18 protein-coding genes are annotated in these 14,958 nt (G+C 66.2%); 7 read left to right on the top strand and 11 right to left on the bottom strand.

What is annotated here, in order from left to right:
* Nucleotides 1–38 precede the first annotated feature (38 nt).
* The 5 genes from GV027_RS05425 to aroQ form a co-directional block, all read right to left on the bottom strand.
* Nucleotides 39–377: a P-II family nitrogen regulator gene (locus GV027_RS05425; RefSeq protein WP_031394505.1), complete on the bottom strand. Its 339-nt coding sequence runs from the start codon at nucleotides 375–377 to the stop codon at nucleotides 39–41.
* 156 nt (nucleotides 378–533) lie between these two features.
* On the bottom strand, nucleotides 534–869 hold the full coding sequence (locus GV027_RS05420; protein ID WP_159512745.1) for an arsenate reductase family protein: 336 nt from the start codon (nucleotides 867–869) through the stop codon (nucleotides 534–536).
* A gap of 76 nt (nucleotides 870–945) precedes the next feature.
* On the bottom strand, nucleotides 946–2,298 hold the full coding sequence (gene accC, locus GV027_RS05415) for an acetyl-CoA carboxylase biotin carboxylase subunit (protein WP_159511209.1): 1,353 nt from the start codon (nucleotides 2,296–2,298) through the stop codon (nucleotides 946–948).
* Nucleotides 2,298–2,786 (bottom strand): acetyl-CoA carboxylase biotin carboxyl carrier protein, encoded by a 489-nt coding sequence (gene accB, locus GV027_RS05410; protein WP_107929902.1) that lies wholly within the window; start codon nucleotides 2,784–2,786, stop codon nucleotides 2,298–2,300. The genes accC and accB overlap by 1 nt, the downstream gene beginning before the upstream one ends.
* A 14-nt stretch (nucleotides 2,787–2,800) precedes the next feature.
* Nucleotides 2,801–3,259 (bottom strand): type II 3-dehydroquinate dehydratase, encoded by a 459-nt coding sequence (gene aroQ, locus GV027_RS05405; RefSeq protein ID WP_159511208.1) that lies wholly within the window; start codon nucleotides 3,257–3,259, stop codon nucleotides 2,801–2,803.
* A 142-nt stretch (nucleotides 3,260–3,401) separates the two neighbouring features.
* On the opposite strand from aroQ, the gene thiS reads away from it, so the two are divergent.
* The 4 genes from thiS to GV027_RS05385 all read left to right on the top strand — a co-directional run bounded on the left by thiS (nucleotide 3,402) and on the right by GV027_RS05385 (nucleotide 5,772).
* A complete protein-coding gene (gene thiS / locus GV027_RS05400) occupies nucleotides 3,402–4,409 on the top strand; it encodes a sulfur carrier protein ThiS (protein ID WP_159511207.1) in 1,008 nt (335 codons plus the stop codon).
* Between the two features lie 105 nt (nucleotides 4,410–4,514).
* Nucleotides 4,515–4,697 (top strand): CsbD family protein, encoded by a 183-nt coding sequence (locus tag GV027_RS05395; RefSeq protein ID WP_031394577.1) that lies wholly within the window; start codon nucleotides 4,515–4,517, stop codon nucleotides 4,695–4,697.
* Between the two features lie 141 nt (nucleotides 4,698–4,838).
* On the top strand, nucleotides 4,839–5,501 hold the full coding sequence (locus GV027_RS05390; protein ID WP_159511206.1) for an HAD-IA family hydrolase: 663 nt from the start codon (nucleotides 4,839–4,841) through the stop codon (nucleotides 5,499–5,501).
* 115 nt (nucleotides 5,502–5,616) lie between these two features.
* Complete coding sequence (locus GV027_RS05385; RefSeq protein ID WP_156360324.1) at nucleotides 5,617–5,772, top strand: hypothetical protein; 156 nt, start codon at nucleotides 5,617–5,619, stop codon at nucleotides 5,770–5,772.
* Between the two features lie 31 nt (nucleotides 5,773–5,803).
* Here the strand turns inward: GV027_RS05385 and GV027_RS05380 are convergent, their stop codons facing one another.
* On the bottom strand, nucleotides 5,804–6,874 hold the full coding sequence (locus tag GV027_RS05380; RefSeq protein ID WP_159511205.1) for a PA0069 family radical SAM protein: 1,071 nt from the start codon (nucleotides 6,872–6,874) through the stop codon (nucleotides 5,804–5,806).
* Between the two features lie 82 nt (nucleotides 6,875–6,956).
* Nucleotides 6,957–7,679 (bottom strand): outer membrane protein, encoded by a 723-nt coding sequence (locus tag GV027_RS05375; protein ID WP_159511204.1) that lies wholly within the window; start codon nucleotides 7,677–7,679, stop codon nucleotides 6,957–6,959.
* A 151-nt stretch (nucleotides 7,680–7,830) separates the two neighbouring features.
* Here GV027_RS05375 and GV027_RS05370 point away from each other — a divergent pair, with 151 nt between their 5' ends.
* Nucleotides 7,831–8,013 (top strand): hypothetical protein, encoded by a 183-nt coding sequence (locus GV027_RS05370; RefSeq protein ID WP_031394581.1) that lies wholly within the window; start codon nucleotides 7,831–7,833, stop codon nucleotides 8,011–8,013.
* A gap of 9 nt (nucleotides 8,014–8,022) precedes the next feature.
* Here GV027_RS05370 and GV027_RS05365 read toward each other — a convergent pair whose 3' ends face one another.
* From GV027_RS05365 to GV027_RS05350, 4 genes are all read right to left on the bottom strand, one after another.
* On the bottom strand, nucleotides 8,023–8,307 hold the full coding sequence (locus GV027_RS05365; protein WP_159511203.1) for a hypothetical protein: 285 nt from the start codon (nucleotides 8,305–8,307) through the stop codon (nucleotides 8,023–8,025).
* A 222-nt stretch (nucleotides 8,308–8,529) separates the two neighbouring features.
* The gene (gene moaB / locus GV027_RS05360) at nucleotides 8,530–9,057 is read right to left on the bottom strand and encodes a molybdenum cofactor biosynthesis protein B (RefSeq protein WP_031394583.1); all 528 of its coding nucleotides are present in this window, start codon (nucleotides 9,055–9,057) and stop codon (nucleotides 8,530–8,532) included.
* Between the two features lie 6 nt (nucleotides 9,058–9,063).
* The gene (locus tag GV027_RS05355) at nucleotides 9,064–10,935 is read right to left on the bottom strand and encodes a lytic transglycosylase domain-containing protein (RefSeq protein WP_159511202.1); all 1,872 of its coding nucleotides are present in this window, start codon (nucleotides 10,933–10,935) and stop codon (nucleotides 9,064–9,066) included.
* Nucleotides 10,932–11,699, bottom strand: coding sequence for a uracil-DNA glycosylase (locus GV027_RS05350; RefSeq protein ID WP_159511201.1), 768 nt, complete (start codon nucleotides 11,697–11,699; stop codon nucleotides 10,932–10,934). Before GV027_RS05350 ends, GV027_RS05355 begins: the two co-directional genes overlap by 4 nt.
* Before the next feature lie 150 nt (nucleotides 11,700–11,849).
* Here GV027_RS05350 and GV027_RS05345 point away from each other — a divergent pair, with 150 nt between their 5' ends.
* Nucleotides 11,850–13,511, top strand: coding sequence for an electron transfer flavoprotein-ubiquinone oxidoreductase (locus GV027_RS05345; RefSeq protein ID WP_159511200.1), 1,662 nt, complete (start codon nucleotides 11,850–11,852; stop codon nucleotides 13,509–13,511).
* Nucleotides 13,483–14,940, top strand: a complete 1,458-nt coding sequence (locus tag GV027_RS05340) for a tetratricopeptide repeat protein (RefSeq protein ID WP_236559053.1) — start codon at nucleotides 13,483–13,485, stop codon at nucleotides 14,938–14,940. The genes GV027_RS05345 and GV027_RS05340 overlap by 29 nt, the downstream gene beginning before the upstream one ends.
* Nucleotides 14,941–14,958 lie beyond the last annotated feature (18 nt).

Genomic DNA, 14,958 nt, shown 5'->3' with positions numbered 1-14,958 from the left:
TTGCGCCGCGTCAAATGAAGTCGGTGTCAGTAAAGCCGTTAAATCGCGTCGTCGTCGCGCTCGCCGGTACGGATACGCAGCGCGCTTTCAACGGGAATGACGAAGATCTTGCCGTCGCCGATCCGGCCGGTCTGCGCGGCCGCGGCGATCGCCTCGACGACGCGTTGTGCCAGACCATCCGCGACGACGACCTCGAGTTTCACCTTGGGCAGGAAGTCGACGACATATTCGGCGCCACGATACAGCTCGGTATGGCCCTTCTGCCGGCCGAAGCCTTTGGCCTCGGTCACGGTGATGCCGCTTACGCCGATCTCGTGCAGCGCTTCCTTCACCTCATCAAGCTTGAACGGCTTGATGATGGCTTCGATCTTTTTCACAGGTACGCCCCCGATTGTCGTTGAAACCAACGCCCTACAGGGCGCCTTGCACCAAACGTGCCAGTTGTCGCCACTTCGGGCAACGGCCGATTCACCCGTAAACCCTGCCCGAAAATACAGCATCCGGAACGGATGTGCACGATGCGGGGGCAGCGATCACAGAATTTCGTGCAGCCGCGCGATGGGCCGTCCGAGGCGGACGCCCTTGTCGGTCTCGACTAGAGGACGCTCGATCAGCAGCGGATCGATCATCATCGCGTCGAGGATCGCTTCGGCGTCGCCATGCTTGACCGCCTTCGCGCCGTCCTCCGCCATGCGCAGGCCCTGGCGCGGCGTCATGCCCGCGCGGTCGTAGAGACCGACGAGTTCGGCGCGCGACGGGGGAGTCTTCAGATATTCGACGATCGTGACATCCGCACCGGCCTCTTGCAACAGCGCGAGTGCCTCGCGCGACTTGGAGCATTTCGGGTTGTGGTAGATCGTCGCCTTCACGAATGCTCCGTCGTCATTGTTGACCCTCGTCATCCCAGCTTTCGCAGGGATGACGGGTGGGTGGGGGCAGGAGCGCTTACGCCCCCTGCTTGGCGAGCCACTCTTCCAGCCACTTGATCGTGTACGCGCCTTCCTGGAATTCAGGATCGTCGAGCAATGCACGGTGCAGGGGAATCGTCGTCGTGACGCCCTCGATCACCATCTCCTCGAGCGCACGCCGCAACCGTCGCAGCGCGCCCTGACGCGTCGCGCCGTAGACGATCAGCTTGGCGACCATCGAGTCGTAATAAGGCGGCACACGGTAGCCGGCATAGAGTCCGCTATCGACACGGACATGCATCCCGCCGGGCGCATGATAGAGCTTCACCAGCCCCGGCGACGGCGCGAAGGTGCGCGGATCCTCGGCATTGATGCGACATTCGATCGCATGGCCGCGGAACTGCACATCTTCCTGGCGCAGCGTCAGCGGATGCCCCTCGGCGATACGGATCTGTTCGCGCACCAGGTCAAGGCCGGTGATCATCTCGGTCACCGGATGCTCGACCTGAAGCCGGGTGTTCATCTCGATGAAGTAGAATTCACCCGCTTCCCACAGGAACTCGATCGTCCCCGCGCCGCGATAGGCCATGTCGGCCATCGCCTTGGCGACGATGCCGCCCATCCGCTCACGCTCTTCCGCGGTGATGATCGGTGAGGGTGCTTCCTCGAGCACCTTCTGGTGGCGGCGCTGGAGCGAACAGTCGCGCTCGCCGAGATGGATCGCGTTGCCCTCGCCGTCACCGAAGATCTGGAATTCGATATGCCGCGGATTGCCGAGGTATTTTTCCATGTAGACGGTGGCATCACCGAACGCGGCCTTCGCCTCGCTGCCGGCCTGCTGCATCTGCGTTTCGAGGTCTTCGGCGTCGGTGACGACCTTCATGCCGCGACCGCCGCCGCCGGATGCCGCCTTGATGATCACCGGATAGCCGATCTCGTCGGCGATCCGCTTGGCCTCCGCGATGTCGCTGATCGCGCCGTCCGAGCCGGGGACGAGCGGCAGCCCGAGCGCGCCTGCGGTGCGCTTGGCCTGGACCTTGTCGCCCATCGTGCGGATGTGCTCGGGCTTCGGACCGACGAACAGGATGTTGTGCAGCTCGACGATCTCGGCGAACTGCGCATTCTCGCTCAGAAAGCCGTAGCCCGGATGGATCGCATCCGCGCCGCTGATCTCGGCGGCGGAGATGATGTTGGGGATGTTCAGATAGCTGTCGGTCGCCGACGGCGGTCCGATGCAGATCGCCTCGTCAGCGAGCCGTACGTGCATCGCATCGGCGTCGGCGGTCGAATGGACCGCCACCGTCTTGATGCCCATCTCATGGCAGGCACGGTGGATCCGCAGCGCGATCTCGCCGCGGTTCGCAATGAGCAGCTTCTTGATTTGCTTCATTATTCGACCACGACCAGCGGCTGGTCGAATTCGACCGGCTGGCCGTTCTCGACGAGGATCGCAGTGACTGTGCCGGCCGAGGGCGCGACGATCGTGTTCATCACCTTCATCGCCTCGATGATCAGCAGCGTGTCGCCCGCATTGACCTTCTGGCCGACGGTCGAGAACGGCTTCGCCTCGGGGTTGGCGGCCAGATAAACCGTGCCGACCATCGGCGACTTGACCGCGCTCGCGCTGATCGCCGGGGCGGACGCGCCGACCTCGGCCTGCGGGATCGCCAGCGGTGCGGAGACGGGTGGTGCCGCAGGGGCGGGGGCATAGTGCGCGACGGGCGCGGCCTGCGCCGCCTTGCGTGCGACGCGGATGCGGCGCGAGCCGTCCTCGACTTCGATCTCGGTCAGCTGCGTGGTGTCGAGCAGTTCGGCGAGCTGGCGCACCAGGGTCACATCGACCTGCATTGCGCCTGTTGTTTCTGGTGTATCGGTCATGGCGGGGCCTCCTGTCAGAACCGTGCGACGGCTTCAAGCGCGAGCAGATACGAAAGCGCGCCGAAACCCGCGATCGTGCCCTTCGCCGCCTGTCCGATCAGGCTGACGTGCCTGAACGTTTCGCGGGCGTGGGGATTGGAAAGATGGACCTCGATCACCGGTGTCTTCACGCCCTTGATCGCGTCATGGACCGCGACCGAGGTATGCGTGAATGCGCCGGCGTTGAGGATCACCGCCTTCGCGCCGCGCGCCTGCGCCTCCTGGATCCAGTCGACGAGGTGCCCTTCGTGATTCGACTGGCGCATGTCGATCGTCAGGTCGAGTTCGCGCGCGCGATCCTCAAGCTGGCCGGCGATGTCGTCGAGCGTCTCGTCGCCGTAAATCTCCGGCTCTCGCGTCCCCAGAAGGTTGAGGTTGGGGCCGTTCAGGACGAAGATTGTCGCAGGGACGGTGGCAGGGACTGTCGCGGGCAAAGGCTGCTCCTGGTTGCAGGGGCGGCAAACCACCCTCTATATGCACCCCCCTTACCCGTTCGTGTCGAGCGAAGTCGAGACATGAGACCGGCAGCGGACGGGTGGTTTCCTGACTTCGGTCGAAACGAACGGAAAACTCTGCATGCCCCACTCCGACGGCACCGTCTCGATCACCGTGAACGGCGAGCACAAGCGTGTCTCCACCGGCCTCAGCCTTGCGGGGCTCGCGACCGAGCTGGGCCTCATCCCCGAAAAGATCGCGGTCGAACGCAATATGGAGGTGGTGCCGCGTTCGACGCTGGCGGACGTGATGGTCGAGGATGGCGACGACCTCGAGATCGTGCACTTCGTCGGCGGCGGCGATCATGCCGCGGCGATCAACACCGACAGCTGGACGGTCGCCGGCCGCACCTTCCGCTCGCGGCTGATCGTCGGCACCGGCAAGTACAAGGATTTCGCGCAGAACGCCGCCGCGGTCGAGGCGTCGGGGGCGGAGATCGTCACCGTCGCCGTGCGCCGCGTCAACGTGTCGGATCGCAATGCGCCGATGCTGACCGACTTCATCGACCCGAAGAAGATCACCTACCTCCCCAACACCGCGGGCTGCTTCGATGCCGAATCGGCGATCCGGACGCTGCGGCTGGCACGCGAGGCGGGCGGCTGGGACCTGGTGAAGCTCGAGGTGCTCGGCGAGGCGAAGACGCTTTATCCCGACATGGTCGAAACGCTGCGCGCGACCGAGATCCTGGCGAACGAGGGCTTCAAGCCGATGGTCTATTGCGTCGACGATCCGATCGCCACCAAGCGGTTGGAGAATGCGGGCGCGGTCGCAATCATGCCGCTGGGCGCGCCGATCGGCTCGGGTCTGGGTATCCAGAACCGCGTGACGATCAGGCTGATCGTCGAGGGGGCAGGGGTGCCCGTGCTCGTCGATGCGGGCGTCGGCACGGCGTCGGATGCGGCGGTGGCGATGGAGCTTGGCTGCGACGGCGTGCTGATGAACACCGCGATCGCCGAGGCGAAGAATCCACTGATGATGGCGGCGGCGATGAAGGCCGCGGTCGAATCGGGGCGTCTCGCCTATCGCGCAGGGCGGATGGGGCAGCGGCGTTATGCCGATCCCTCGAGCCCGCTTGCCGGCCTGATCTGAGCGCATGACGCAAACGTCACGGAACCCTCGATAAAGACGGCCGTTATAGTCTCACAAGTTCAGAGCGGTACGATTGGCGTATCGCACAACATAGTGGAGGCTCTCATGGGCGAATTCACCGATAAGGTCGCAGCCGCAGGCAACAAGGTCGCAGGCAACGTCAAGGAAGCCGTGGGCAAGGCAACCGATAACGACCGTATGGTTGCAGAAGGCGAAGCACAGCAGGCCAAGGGTACTGCGCAGAACGTCAAGGGCAGCGTCAAGGGCGCACTCGGCGACGACATCTAAGCTTAAGCTTGATGACAGAAATATGGCCGCTTCGGGAAACCGAGGCGGCCTTTTCTTTGGCGTCGCCGTCGCGCGCCGCGCGGGACCTGGTAATGGTGTCGCTGCACATCAGGACAGCCAAATGATCAAGCGAGATACTCCATGACCCTGCCGACCCGCAGCTACGCCGCCTTCCTGTTCGACATGGACGGAACGATCCTGACGTCGATCGCATCTGCCGAGCGGACCTGGACGGCATGGGCGATCGCGCACGGCCTGGATGTCGCGACCTTCCTGCCGACGATTCACGGCGTTCAATCGGTCGAGACGGTTCGGCGGCTGGGTCTGCCCGGCGTCGACCCGGTCGTCGAAGCGGCTGCGATCACTGCCGCCGAGATGGAGGATGTCGGGGACATTACCCCGATCCGTGGTGCGGCTGATTTCCTCGCGACACTGCCGGCTGGGCGCTGGACGATCGTGACCTCGGCACCGCGCGCGCTGGCCGAGCGGCGTCTTGCTGCCGCGGGTCTGGCGATCCCGGCGCAGTTCATCGCGGCCGAGGACGTCGCGAACGGCAAGCCCGCGCCCGACTGTTTCCTGCTGGCCGCCGAGCGTCTGGGTGTACCAGCATCCGACTGTCTTGTCTTCGAGGATGCACCGGCAGGTATTGCGGCAGCCGATGCCGCGGGATCCGATGTCGTCGTCATCACGGCAACGCATGGCCGCGACCACTGCGTGGACGCAGCGCGGCATGCGATTGTGGATTATGACGGTGTTGAGCTTACGGCCGACGGTCTTGGTCGCTGGCGGCTTGGCCGCGAATAAGGGCTGGATCATGACATCGTCGGTCCGGCCGCATGACGGGTAACTATCCGAGATTGATCTGTTTTCGACGCATTATGGATATACACTGGTAATGAGTTGAGCGCAGGATCGGCGGATGGAATTTCCGGTGCGACCAGCCAAGCTCGAACGCTTCATGGACGACCAGGCCGTACTCGCGCGCATCGCACCCAACCCCGCGGTCGCGCAAATGCACCGCGACCTTGAACGATATTATCGCGAGCAGCTGGATCAGGCGCTGCGCCTGATCTGATCACGGGGGCCGCAACCAGTCGCGGCCTGGATCAGAATAATTCACCCTGCGGGCCCTGTGGTGCGCGGAACAGGTCGCAGCGCAGTCCGACCCGTTCCGCGTTCAGTCCGTGCTTGCGCACGGCAATGTCGAACCTCGTCTTCAGCAAGTCCGCCCAGGGCCCTTGCCCCTTCATCCGGCTGCCGAACCCCGGATCATTGTCGCGTCCGCCGCGGATCGACTGGATCGCCGCCATGACCTTGCCAGCGCGATCGGGAAAATGCGCGTCCAGCCACGCACGGAACAGCGGCGCGACTTCCCAGGGCAAGCGGACCGGGATGAAGAACGCAAAACGCGCACCGGCCTGTGCGGCGCGCGCAATCAGATGCTCGATCTCGTGATCGGTAATCGCGGGGATCACCGGCGCGATCGAGACATAGACCGGCACGCCCGCCGCCGCGAGCGCGCTGACCGCCGCGAGGCGTCGCTCGGGGTGTGGTGCGCGGGGTTCGAGCGTTGCCGCGATCTTCGGATCGAGCGACGTGATCGACAACGCGACCGCGGCCAGACCCTTTGCCGCCATCGGGGCGAGCAGGTCCAGATCGCGGATGACGCGATCCGACTTGGTCGTGATCGTCAGCGGGTGGTTGGTCTCGGCCAGCACCTCGATGATGCCGCGAGTGATCCGCCAGTCGGCTTCGATCGGCTGATAGGGATCGGTGTTGGTTCCCAGCGCCATCGGCCGCGCGCTGTACCCCGGTTTCGCCAGTTCGGCCCGGAGCAGCGCGGCGGCGTCGGGTTTGGCGAACAGCCGGCTTTCGAAATCGAGGCCGGGCGACAGATCGTGAAACGCGTGGCTCGGTCGGGCAAAGCAGTAGATGCAGCCATGCTCGCAACCGCGATAGGGATTGATCGAGCGGTCGAAGGGGATGTCGGGTGACGCATTGCGACTGATGATCGTCCTGGCCCGCTCGACCGTGACGGTCGTCCGCAGCTGGGGTGCCGCGCCGTCAATCGCATCGCGCGCATCAAGCCAGTCGCCGTCCGCTTCGGTCTGCGGAAGGTTGAAGCGCGTGCTTTCGCCGTTCAGCGTCGCGCCGCGTACCGGGCGGGGTCTGGTCATGCCCGATACTAACATCGGGCGAGGAACGAATAAAGAACAAACGGGCGGCATCCCCGACGCCGCCCGGTGTCGTCATGCGCGTTCAGAACCTGACGCCGAACCCCGCGATCGCCTGGTGGCGGCTGAAATCGAGGCTGGTCTTGGTCGTGCCGTCGTTCACCTCATAGCCGTTATAATCGGTGTAGACGTACTCGAGCTTGCCATAGAAGCGCGATGAGAACGCGGTCTGGATACCGGCCCCCGCGTGGAAGCCGCTGAGCGAGTCGGACCCTGCGACGTTGTTTTCCTCAACCGTCGCGTTGCGGTTGCTCAGGCGCAACCGGCCGCTCGAAAAGCCACCCTTCACATACAGAAGCGTCGCCGGGGACAGGAGATAGCCGCCGCGGGCGCCGACGGTGATGTTGCGGTTCGCGGCGATGCAGGTGCGATCGCCCACGCTCACGATGTCGTTCTCGCACTCCTTTGCGCTCGACCCTTCGAGACCGGCATAGACGCCGAGCACCGCGCTGACATTGACCTGCGCGTCATAGCCGACCTCGCCGCCATAGGTGACGCCGCTCTTGCCGACGCGGACGCTTGCCGAGTCGGTCGCCGTGTCGATGTTCAGCTCGGAAATGACGCGTTCATAGCCGATCCGGGGTTCGACCCGCAGGCCCGACACCTGGCTCGCCGGATTGCCGCGCGAATCGCGATCGAATCGGTCATAGGCGCGACCGTCATAGGTCCGGCCGTCGGAGGACTGCGCCACGACCGGCGTGGCGGCGGTCCCGGCTGCGACGAGCGCGAGCAGGTAGATGTTACGCATACTGATACTTCCCCCTTGCCGCCGTCGTCGTCGACGGGCGGTACGGGCCTGGTATCGCGCGGGAATGCTGACAGGACGTTAACCGGAAGCGCGGCAGGCCGGGTAAGGCGCCGCGGATGGTCGCGCGGCGGTTTTGCGCGTAGAACGGGGCATGGCAGAGAATCTGACGACGGTGGAGCGGGCCTTCGAACTTGCGCGGTCCGGCGAGTGCGATTCGGTCAACGGCCTGCGCCAGCGACTGCGCCGCGAGGGGTATGACGCGGTGCATCTCCACCTCCACGGCGCGGCGATCAACAAGCAGCTCGTCGATCTGATCCACGCCGCGAGAGGCTGAACGCCACGATCATTTCTGGGCGAGGATCACCTCCTTCGGCATGTCGAGGCCCGACGCGGCCCAGGCGGATGCGGTGCGGCAGGTGATCCGGTCGATGCGAGTGCCGGTGACCGCGGGTTCGGTCAGGCAATATTTGCGCGACTTCGCATCATATTTCAGCGTCGTCATCTGGGCCTGTGTCGCGCTTCCCCGCGGAGCGGCGTTCGCGATCGTCGGGCTGACGGCCGTGGCAATAGCGATCGTGATGAGGGTGGCGGTGCGGTTGAGCGTACGCGTGGTTGGCAGAGCGGGCATGATGGTGTGTCCTTCCAGAAGATGAGGTCGAGCCGCCCGGGGGCAGCGTGAAGACCAATGCATCTGGCGTGCCAGTTACCTACTACACTAAGACACTTCGCTTCGGTGCTCTAAAACCTCGTCTTTTTTGTTCGCAGCGGCGATCAGCGCGAACTACGCCCAGCGGAAATCGCGCCATCAGTTGGGAATCGATGCCGAAACATGGCCCGTCGACGTGCGCGGTCAGCGCTCGAGCAGGCGCGGCATCAGTTCGACGAAGTTGCAGGGCCGGTGACGGCTGTCGAGCTGGTCCCGCAGGATCCCGTCCCACCCGTCCTTCACCGCGCCGGTCGAACCCGGCAGCGCGAAGATATAGGTGCCGTGCGCGACACAGGCACAGGCCCGCGACTGCACCGTCGACGTGCCGATCGTCTTGTAGCTGAGCATACGGAACAGCTCGCCGAACCCGGGGATCATCTTTTCGGCGACGCGCTCGACCGCCTCGGGCGTCACGTCGCGGCCGGTGACGCCGGTGCCGCCCGTGGTGATGACGCAGTCGACTTCCGGATCATCGATCCAGGCGTGGAGGCGGGCGACGATCGTCTCGACGTCATCCTTCTCGATCCGGCGATCGGCGAGCACATGCCCTGCCTCTGCCAGCCGCGCGACGAGCGTATCGCCCGAGCGATCCTCGGCCAGCCCGCGCGTATCGGACACCGTCAGCACGGCGATCCGGACCGGCAGGAAGGTCCGGCTTTCGTCGATTGGCATAAAAGATCAGTCCGCGCGTGTGACGGTGGAGGATTGCGCGCCGACGCTCGCATTGACCGCGATCATCGGCTGATGCGCGGTGAGGCTCGCGCTCGCGCGCGCATTCGGCCGGGCGTTCATGCGGATCGCGGTCGCGCCGGGCAGGCCGGGGAAACGCGGCCACATGCCCTGCGCCAGTGCGTTGCGGCTGGTCGAGGCCTTCCGGCCACCCTGCGCCTCGTACATCCAGTAGTTGCGCAGCACGGTGGTGACGTAGCCGCGCGTCTCCCAATAGGGAATGCTCTCGATATACAGCAGCGGATCGCCATTATCGTGGACGATCGCGTTCCAGTCGCCGACCGGGCGCGGGCCCGCATTGTAGGCTGCGATCACCTTGGGCAGCAGCCCGCCGGTGACGCCGGCCATGTCGCGCAGCCGTTCGAGATGCCGCTGGCCGATGTCCATGTTTGTCGACGGCTTGGTCAGCGCCTTGAGGTCGATCGACGTGCCGCGTTCGCGCGCAAAGTCGGTCGCCGCCGCGGGCATGATCTGCATCAGGCCGTAAGCGCCCGCGGGGCTGCGCACCGTGTTGCGGAAGCGCGATTCCTCGAGCGTGTGCGCGTAGACCAGCGCCTTGTCGATGTGCCAGCCGCTGTCGGGCGTCCAGTTCGGCGTCGGATAGCGCGCCTCGGCCGCGGTCGTGATCCCTTGCGGACAGTTGTGCGCGAGCCAGACGGTCGTCGCGGGCAGGCTGAGCGCCTCTGCGACCCGGACGAGATTGCGGAATTCGCGGGGATCGCCGATCTTCGCCTGCTGGCGGATGACGGTATCGGCCAGTTCGGTCTCGCCGACCTCGACGAGCGCGGCTGCGACGCGGACATTGGGGCGCTTCTCGACGACCTTCCAGTCGCGCGCGACCACGCCGCCGGGACCGCTGCCGCCGACCCGCGCGGGATCGGCCATTGCGAGCTGCTGGCGTGCGAGCTGGCCGTAGAAGCTTTCGCCGAACTGCGCCGCGGCCTTCAGCCGGCCCTGGATCTTGTCGGGACGTGCGCAGACCATGTCGGCGCGCGACGCCCAGTAGAGCGCCGCCGCGCGCAGGTCGACATCGCCCGCGCGTGCCGCGACGCCTTCGAACCCCGTGCCGGCGTTGGCACAGTCATTCTGCCGCCAGGCGGCCAGCGCGCCGACCCAGCGCGCCTGCACCGCCCATTCGCCGACGCCGTCCTGGCCCTTGGCGGCCATCACGCGCGCATTGGCGTCGTCACCCTGGAGGAAATAGATCCACGCGATCTTCTGCTGCCATTCGGTCAGCGTCTCGGGCGTGAGACCGGGCGTGCTGTCGAGCAGCGACTGTGCCTCGCGGCCCATGTCCGCCTTGACGTAAGGCTGCATCTTGAGTGCGAGTTCGGCGGCGATCATATCACCTTTGAGGCTCTTCGCGCGCACCCTACGCGGTGCGCCGTCCTGCCAGATCAAACGCTGCGCGACGGGCAGGGGAGGCAGATCGACCGCGCCGCGGACCGTGGCGAGGCGTGCAATCTGTTCCGCCTCGGGGAGCTCGGGGGCCTCGTTCAGCAGCGCGACGAGCGGCGCCATCTCGATCCTCGGCGATCCCTTGGCGACGTACATCTCGGCGCGCGCGATCGCATGGAGCGGGCCGGGCTTCATGGTATCAAGCTGGATCTGCGCATCGGTCCATTTGCCGTCGCGGATCGCCCCGAAGACCGCGCGATAGGCGTCACGCTGCGCCGGATCGAGCTGATCGGGAATCTGTTCGGCGGTCGGTGCACCGGCGACGAGTCGGGCATCGCCCGTACCGCTATCGGCGATCGGTGCCGCCAGAGCGGGCAGCGGCAATGCCGCACAACCGAGCAGGATTGCGAGCGTGCGGGTCATGCCCGCGTCTCCTGAGACATCTGGCCCCCCATCAACATCTGCAAATCCTTCCAGGCTTCTGCCTTGGCCGCCGGCTTCTCGATCAGAAAGCGCGGGTGAAAGCTGGCGACCACACCTGCTTCTCCGACCTTATGGCTAATTCCATGTAAACGTCCCCGCGCGGCCTGCAATTCCATCCCGAGGATGGCACGGCTCGCCGCATTGCCGAGCAGAAGCAAGCGCTTGGGCGCAACAAGTTCGATGTGATGCTTGGCGATCTCCGCCAGCCGGTCCTCGACCTCGCGCTGGATGCGACCCGCGGTCGGGCGCTTGGCGCAGACCGCGGCGACATGGACCGCCGACCGGGTCAGCCCGATCGCCGCGAGCATGCGGTCGAGCAGGCGACCCGACGCGCCGCTCAGTAATTGTCCAGCGCCGCCATTGTCCGTGCCGTCGTCGCGATCGGGGCAGTCGGCAAGCACCATGACCGTAGCGTCAGCAGGCCCTTCAGCCGCCAGCGAAATGCCGTTCCACCCCGCTTCGGGCACATCCGCGCCGGTGCGCCAGGCCAGGAATTCGGTCAGCGACAGCGGCATCGTGGCGACCGCCACCGGCGGTGCGACGGGCACGCCAGTGGGCGCCGGCGGCGCGATAACCAGCGGTTCGGATGCCGCGAACCAGTCGCGCGGGGCGTCGTCGACGAGCATGTCGACACCGGCATCGTGCCACCAGTCGAGCACGCTGACCGCGGCGTTGCGCCAGTCGATGGTCTGATCCGCCCCCATATGTCTCCTATGCTGCGTGGTTGACGTGGCGGTCAACTCGCGCAATCGCCTAAATAGACGCAACACGGACAAGACGGTGCCGGCCCGAGCCCGAACGAACGGGAGGGGCGGGAAGCCGGGCAGACAGGGACCATCCCCCGGGAGACGATGATGACGACACGTGAATCGATGCCCTACGACGTAGTGATCGTCGGCGCAGGTCCGGCGGGGCTTTCGGCAGCGATCCGGCTGAAACAGCTGGCGGCCGAGAAGGACGCGGACATCTCGGTCTGCGTGCTCGAAAAGGGATCCGAGGTCGGCGCGCACATCCTGTCGGGCGCGGTCATCGATCCCAAGAGCCTCGACGAGCTGCTGCCCGACTGGCGCGAGGATGGCTGTCCGCTGGCCGAGGTGCCGGTGACGGAGAATCATCACTGGATCCTCAGCAAGACGAAGAAGAGCGAGATGCCGCACTTCGTCACGCCGTCGTTCATGCACAACAAGGGCACCTATACCGGCAGCCTCGGCAATCTCTGCCGCTGGATGGCGGGCAAAGCGGAGGAGCTCGGCGTCGAGATCTTCCCCGGCTTCGCGGCCGCCGAGATCCTGTTCAATGACGACGGATCGGTGAAGGGCGTCGCGACCGGCGACATGGGCGTCGCGCGCGACGGCACGCACAAGGGCGATTATACCCCGGGGCTCGAACTCCACGCCAAATACACCTTCTTTTCCGAAGGCTGCCGCGGTCACCTGACCAAGCAGCTGATCGCGAAGTTCGATCTCGCCAAGGACAGCGACCCGCAGGTCTATGGGCTCGGCATCAAGGAATTGTGGGACATCGATCCCGCGCTCCATTCGCCCGGCCGCGTCATCCATACGCAGGGCTGGCCGCTCAGCGAAACCGACGGGTCGAACGGCGGCGGCTGGATCTATCACCAGGCCAATGGCCAGGTCTCGATCGGCTTCGTCACCTGGCTGAACTACACCAATCCGCATCTTTCGCCGTTCCACGAGATGCAGCGCTGGAAGACGCATCCCGAGATCGCGGCGCTGCTGAAGGGCGCCAAGCGTGTCAGCTATGGCGCGCGCGCGATCAGCGACGGCGGGCTCCAGTCGATCCCAAAGCTGGTCATGCCCGGCGCAGCGCTGATCGGCGACAGCGCCGGCTTCCTGAACGTGCCGCGGATCAAGGGCACGCACACCGCGATGAAGTCGGGCATGATGGCGGCCGAGGCTGCGGTCGAGGCGATCGTGTCGCAGCGCGGGCATGACGAACTCGCCGCCTATCCGGAGGCGTTCGAGCGCAGCTGGGTGAAGAAGGAACTGTCGGTCGTCCGCAACGTCGTGCCGCTGGTCAAGAAGTTCGGCGACATGCTCGGGTCCGGGCTTGCCGGTGTGACGATGTGGCTCGAACATTGGGGTCTGAAGGTGCCGTTCACGCTGCACCATCATCCCGATCACGAAAGCCTGTGGCGCAAGGATCTGGTCAAGCCGATCGTCTATCCCAAGGCGGACGGCGTGCTGACGTTTGACCGGCTGTCGTCGGTGTTCATCTCGAACACCAATCACGAGGAGGACCAGCCGGTCCACCTGACGCTGAAGGACCCGGCGGTGCCGATCGCCTACAACCTGCCGATGTACGACGAGCCCGCGCAACGCTATTGCCCGGCCGGCGTTTACGAGGTGGTGGGCGAAGAGACGGGCGATCCGAAGTTCGTGATCAACGCGCAGAACTGCGTCCACTGCAAGACCTGCGACATCAAGGACCCGACGCAGAACATCAACTGGGTCGTGCCCGAGGGCGGTGGAGGCCCCAACTATCCCAACATGTAAGTCTGTCCTGCTGGCGATCGGCCTGCTGACCGCCCCGACGGCGGCGCTGGCCGACACCGGCGGTCTCTCTGCCTATCTCAAGGCGCGCGCCGCGGATGCGGACGGGCGGGTGACGATTGCCGCGGACCAGTATGCCCTGGCACTGGCGGCGGCGCCCGACGATCCGGTGATCGCGATCCGCGCCTACCGGGAGGGAATCGAGGCGGGTGACATGCCGCTGGTCGCGCGCGCGGCGGGGGTGCTGGCGAGAGCCGGAGTCGCGCCCGCGGACGCCGCACTGTTCCCGCTCGCCGCCGCCGCGCGCAAGGGCGACACCCGGGCGACCCGGACGGCGATCGCCACGCTCGGCAAGGGCCCGCTGGTGGTGCTCGCACCATCGCTGAACGCGTGGGTGGCGCGTGCCGAGCATCGTGACCCGGGCGCGGCGCTGGCGACCGCGGGCGAGGATCCGGTCGCGCGCCGCTTCGCTGCCGAGACGCGTAAGCGCATCGCCGCCGCCCCCGCGCGCCAGCCACTCGGCCTTGCCGTCGCACAGACACTCGCGGGTTTGGCGGGGGGCCTTATCGCAGGGGCGCCGTCGCCGCTGGCAATCGCGCTCGCCCAGGCTGCGGTGGAGGCCGATCCCGATTATACCCCCGCGCGAATCGTCCTTGCCGACGCGCTTGCGCATAACGACCGGGTCGACCGCGCGCTGGCGGTGCTCGACAGGGTCGATGGCACGTCGCCGTCCGCAGAGGCGGCGATCGCCAAGCGTCTTGAAATCCTGTCGGTTGCCGGCCGTGGCGAGGCGGCGCTGGCCATCGCGAGGACGCGCGCCGAGCGGCAGGAGGCGATCGCCGGCGACTGGCAGCGTTACGCCGACCTGTTGCTGACGACCGGCGATGCGGCGGCGGCGGCGCAGTGGTATGGACGGGTTCTGGCGGCGGATCATGGTACACCAGGGGCCGCGCGCGGCAGATGGGGGGCGTGGCTGCAATATGGCGGGGCGCTCGATCAGGCGGGGCGCTGGCCCGAGGCGCGCATCGCGCTCCGCAAGGCGGTTGCCCTCGCCCCGACGCAACCGCTCGCGCTGAATTATCTGGGATTCGCGCAGGTCGAGCATGGCGACGACATCGCGGGCTCGATCCGCCTGCTCGAGCGGGCAAGCCGGCTCGATCCCGCCAATCCGTCCGTCACCGACTCGCTTGGTTGGGCCTATCACCGCGCCGGCGATACGCGGCGCGCGCTGCCACTGCTCGAGCGTGCCGCGCAGGCGGAGCCGACCAATGCCGAAATCGGCGATCATCTCGGTGATGCCTATTGGAGCATGGGCCGACGCTACGAGGCGCGCTATGCGTGGCAGGCCGCGATCGTCACCGGCGATGCCGAGGAGCGCGCGCGCATCGCCGCGAAGATCGACACCGGCCTGCCGATCGCTGCGCGCCGTTGACCCCTGATCCCGAGACCC

The sequence above is a fragment of the Sphingomonas sp. T1 genome (genome assembly GCF_902506585.1).
Taxonomy (GTDB): Bacteria; Pseudomonadota; Alphaproteobacteria; order Sphingomonadales; family Sphingomonadaceae; genus Sphingomonas; species Sphingomonas aerolata.
This window is presented reverse-complemented; position numbering and strand designations above follow the sequence as displayed.

Bases quoted from the DNA above. Each gene is read 5' to 3' on its own strand.
- GV027_RS05375 (WP_159511204.1), bottom strand. From the start codon at position 7,679: ATGCGTAACATCTACCTGCTCGCGCTCGTCGCAGCCGGGACCGCCGCC.
- GV027_RS05350 (WP_159511201.1), bottom strand. From the start codon at position 11,699: ATGGGGGCGGATCAGACCATCGACTGGCGCAACGCCGCGGTCAGCGTG.
- GV027_RS05380 (WP_159511205.1), bottom strand. From the start codon at position 6,874: ATGACCAGACCCCGCCCGGTACGCGGCGCGACGCTGAACGGCGAAAGC.
- GV027_RS05355 (WP_159511202.1), bottom strand. From the start codon at position 10,935: ATGACCCGCACGCTCGCAATCCTGCTCGGTTGTGCGGCATTGCCGCTG.
- accC (WP_159511209.1), bottom strand. From the start codon at position 2,298: ATGAAGCAAATCAAGAAGCTGCTCATTGCGAACCGCGGCGAGATCGCG.
- moaB (WP_031394583.1), bottom strand. From the start codon at position 9,057: ATGCCAATCGACGAAAGCCGGACCTTCCTGCCGGTCCGGATCGCCGTG.
- accB (WP_107929902.1), bottom strand. From the start codon at position 2,786: ATGACCGATACACCAGAAACAACAGGCGCAATGCAGGTCGATGTGACC.
- GV027_RS05345 (WP_159511200.1), top strand. From the start codon at position 11,850: ATGACGACACGTGAATCGATGCCCTACGACGTAGTGATCGTCGGCGCA.
- GV027_RS05385 (WP_156360324.1), top strand. From the start codon at position 5,617: ATGGAATTTCCGGTGCGACCAGCCAAGCTCGAACGCTTCATGGACGAC.
- GV027_RS05365 (WP_159511203.1), bottom strand. From the start codon at position 8,307: ATGCCCGCTCTGCCAACCACGCGTACGCTCAACCGCACCGCCACCCTC.
- GV027_RS05370 (WP_031394581.1), top strand. From the start codon at position 7,831: ATGGCAGAGAATCTGACGACGGTGGAGCGGGCCTTCGAACTTGCGCGG.
- GV027_RS05395 (WP_031394577.1), top strand. From the start codon at position 4,515: ATGGGCGAATTCACCGATAAGGTCGCAGCCGCAGGCAACAAGGTCGCA.
- GV027_RS05390 (WP_159511206.1), top strand. From the start codon at position 4,839: ATGACCCTGCCGACCCGCAGCTACGCCGCCTTCCTGTTCGACATGGAC.
- thiS (WP_159511207.1), top strand. From the start codon at position 3,402: ATGCCCCACTCCGACGGCACCGTCTCGATCACCGTGAACGGCGAGCAC.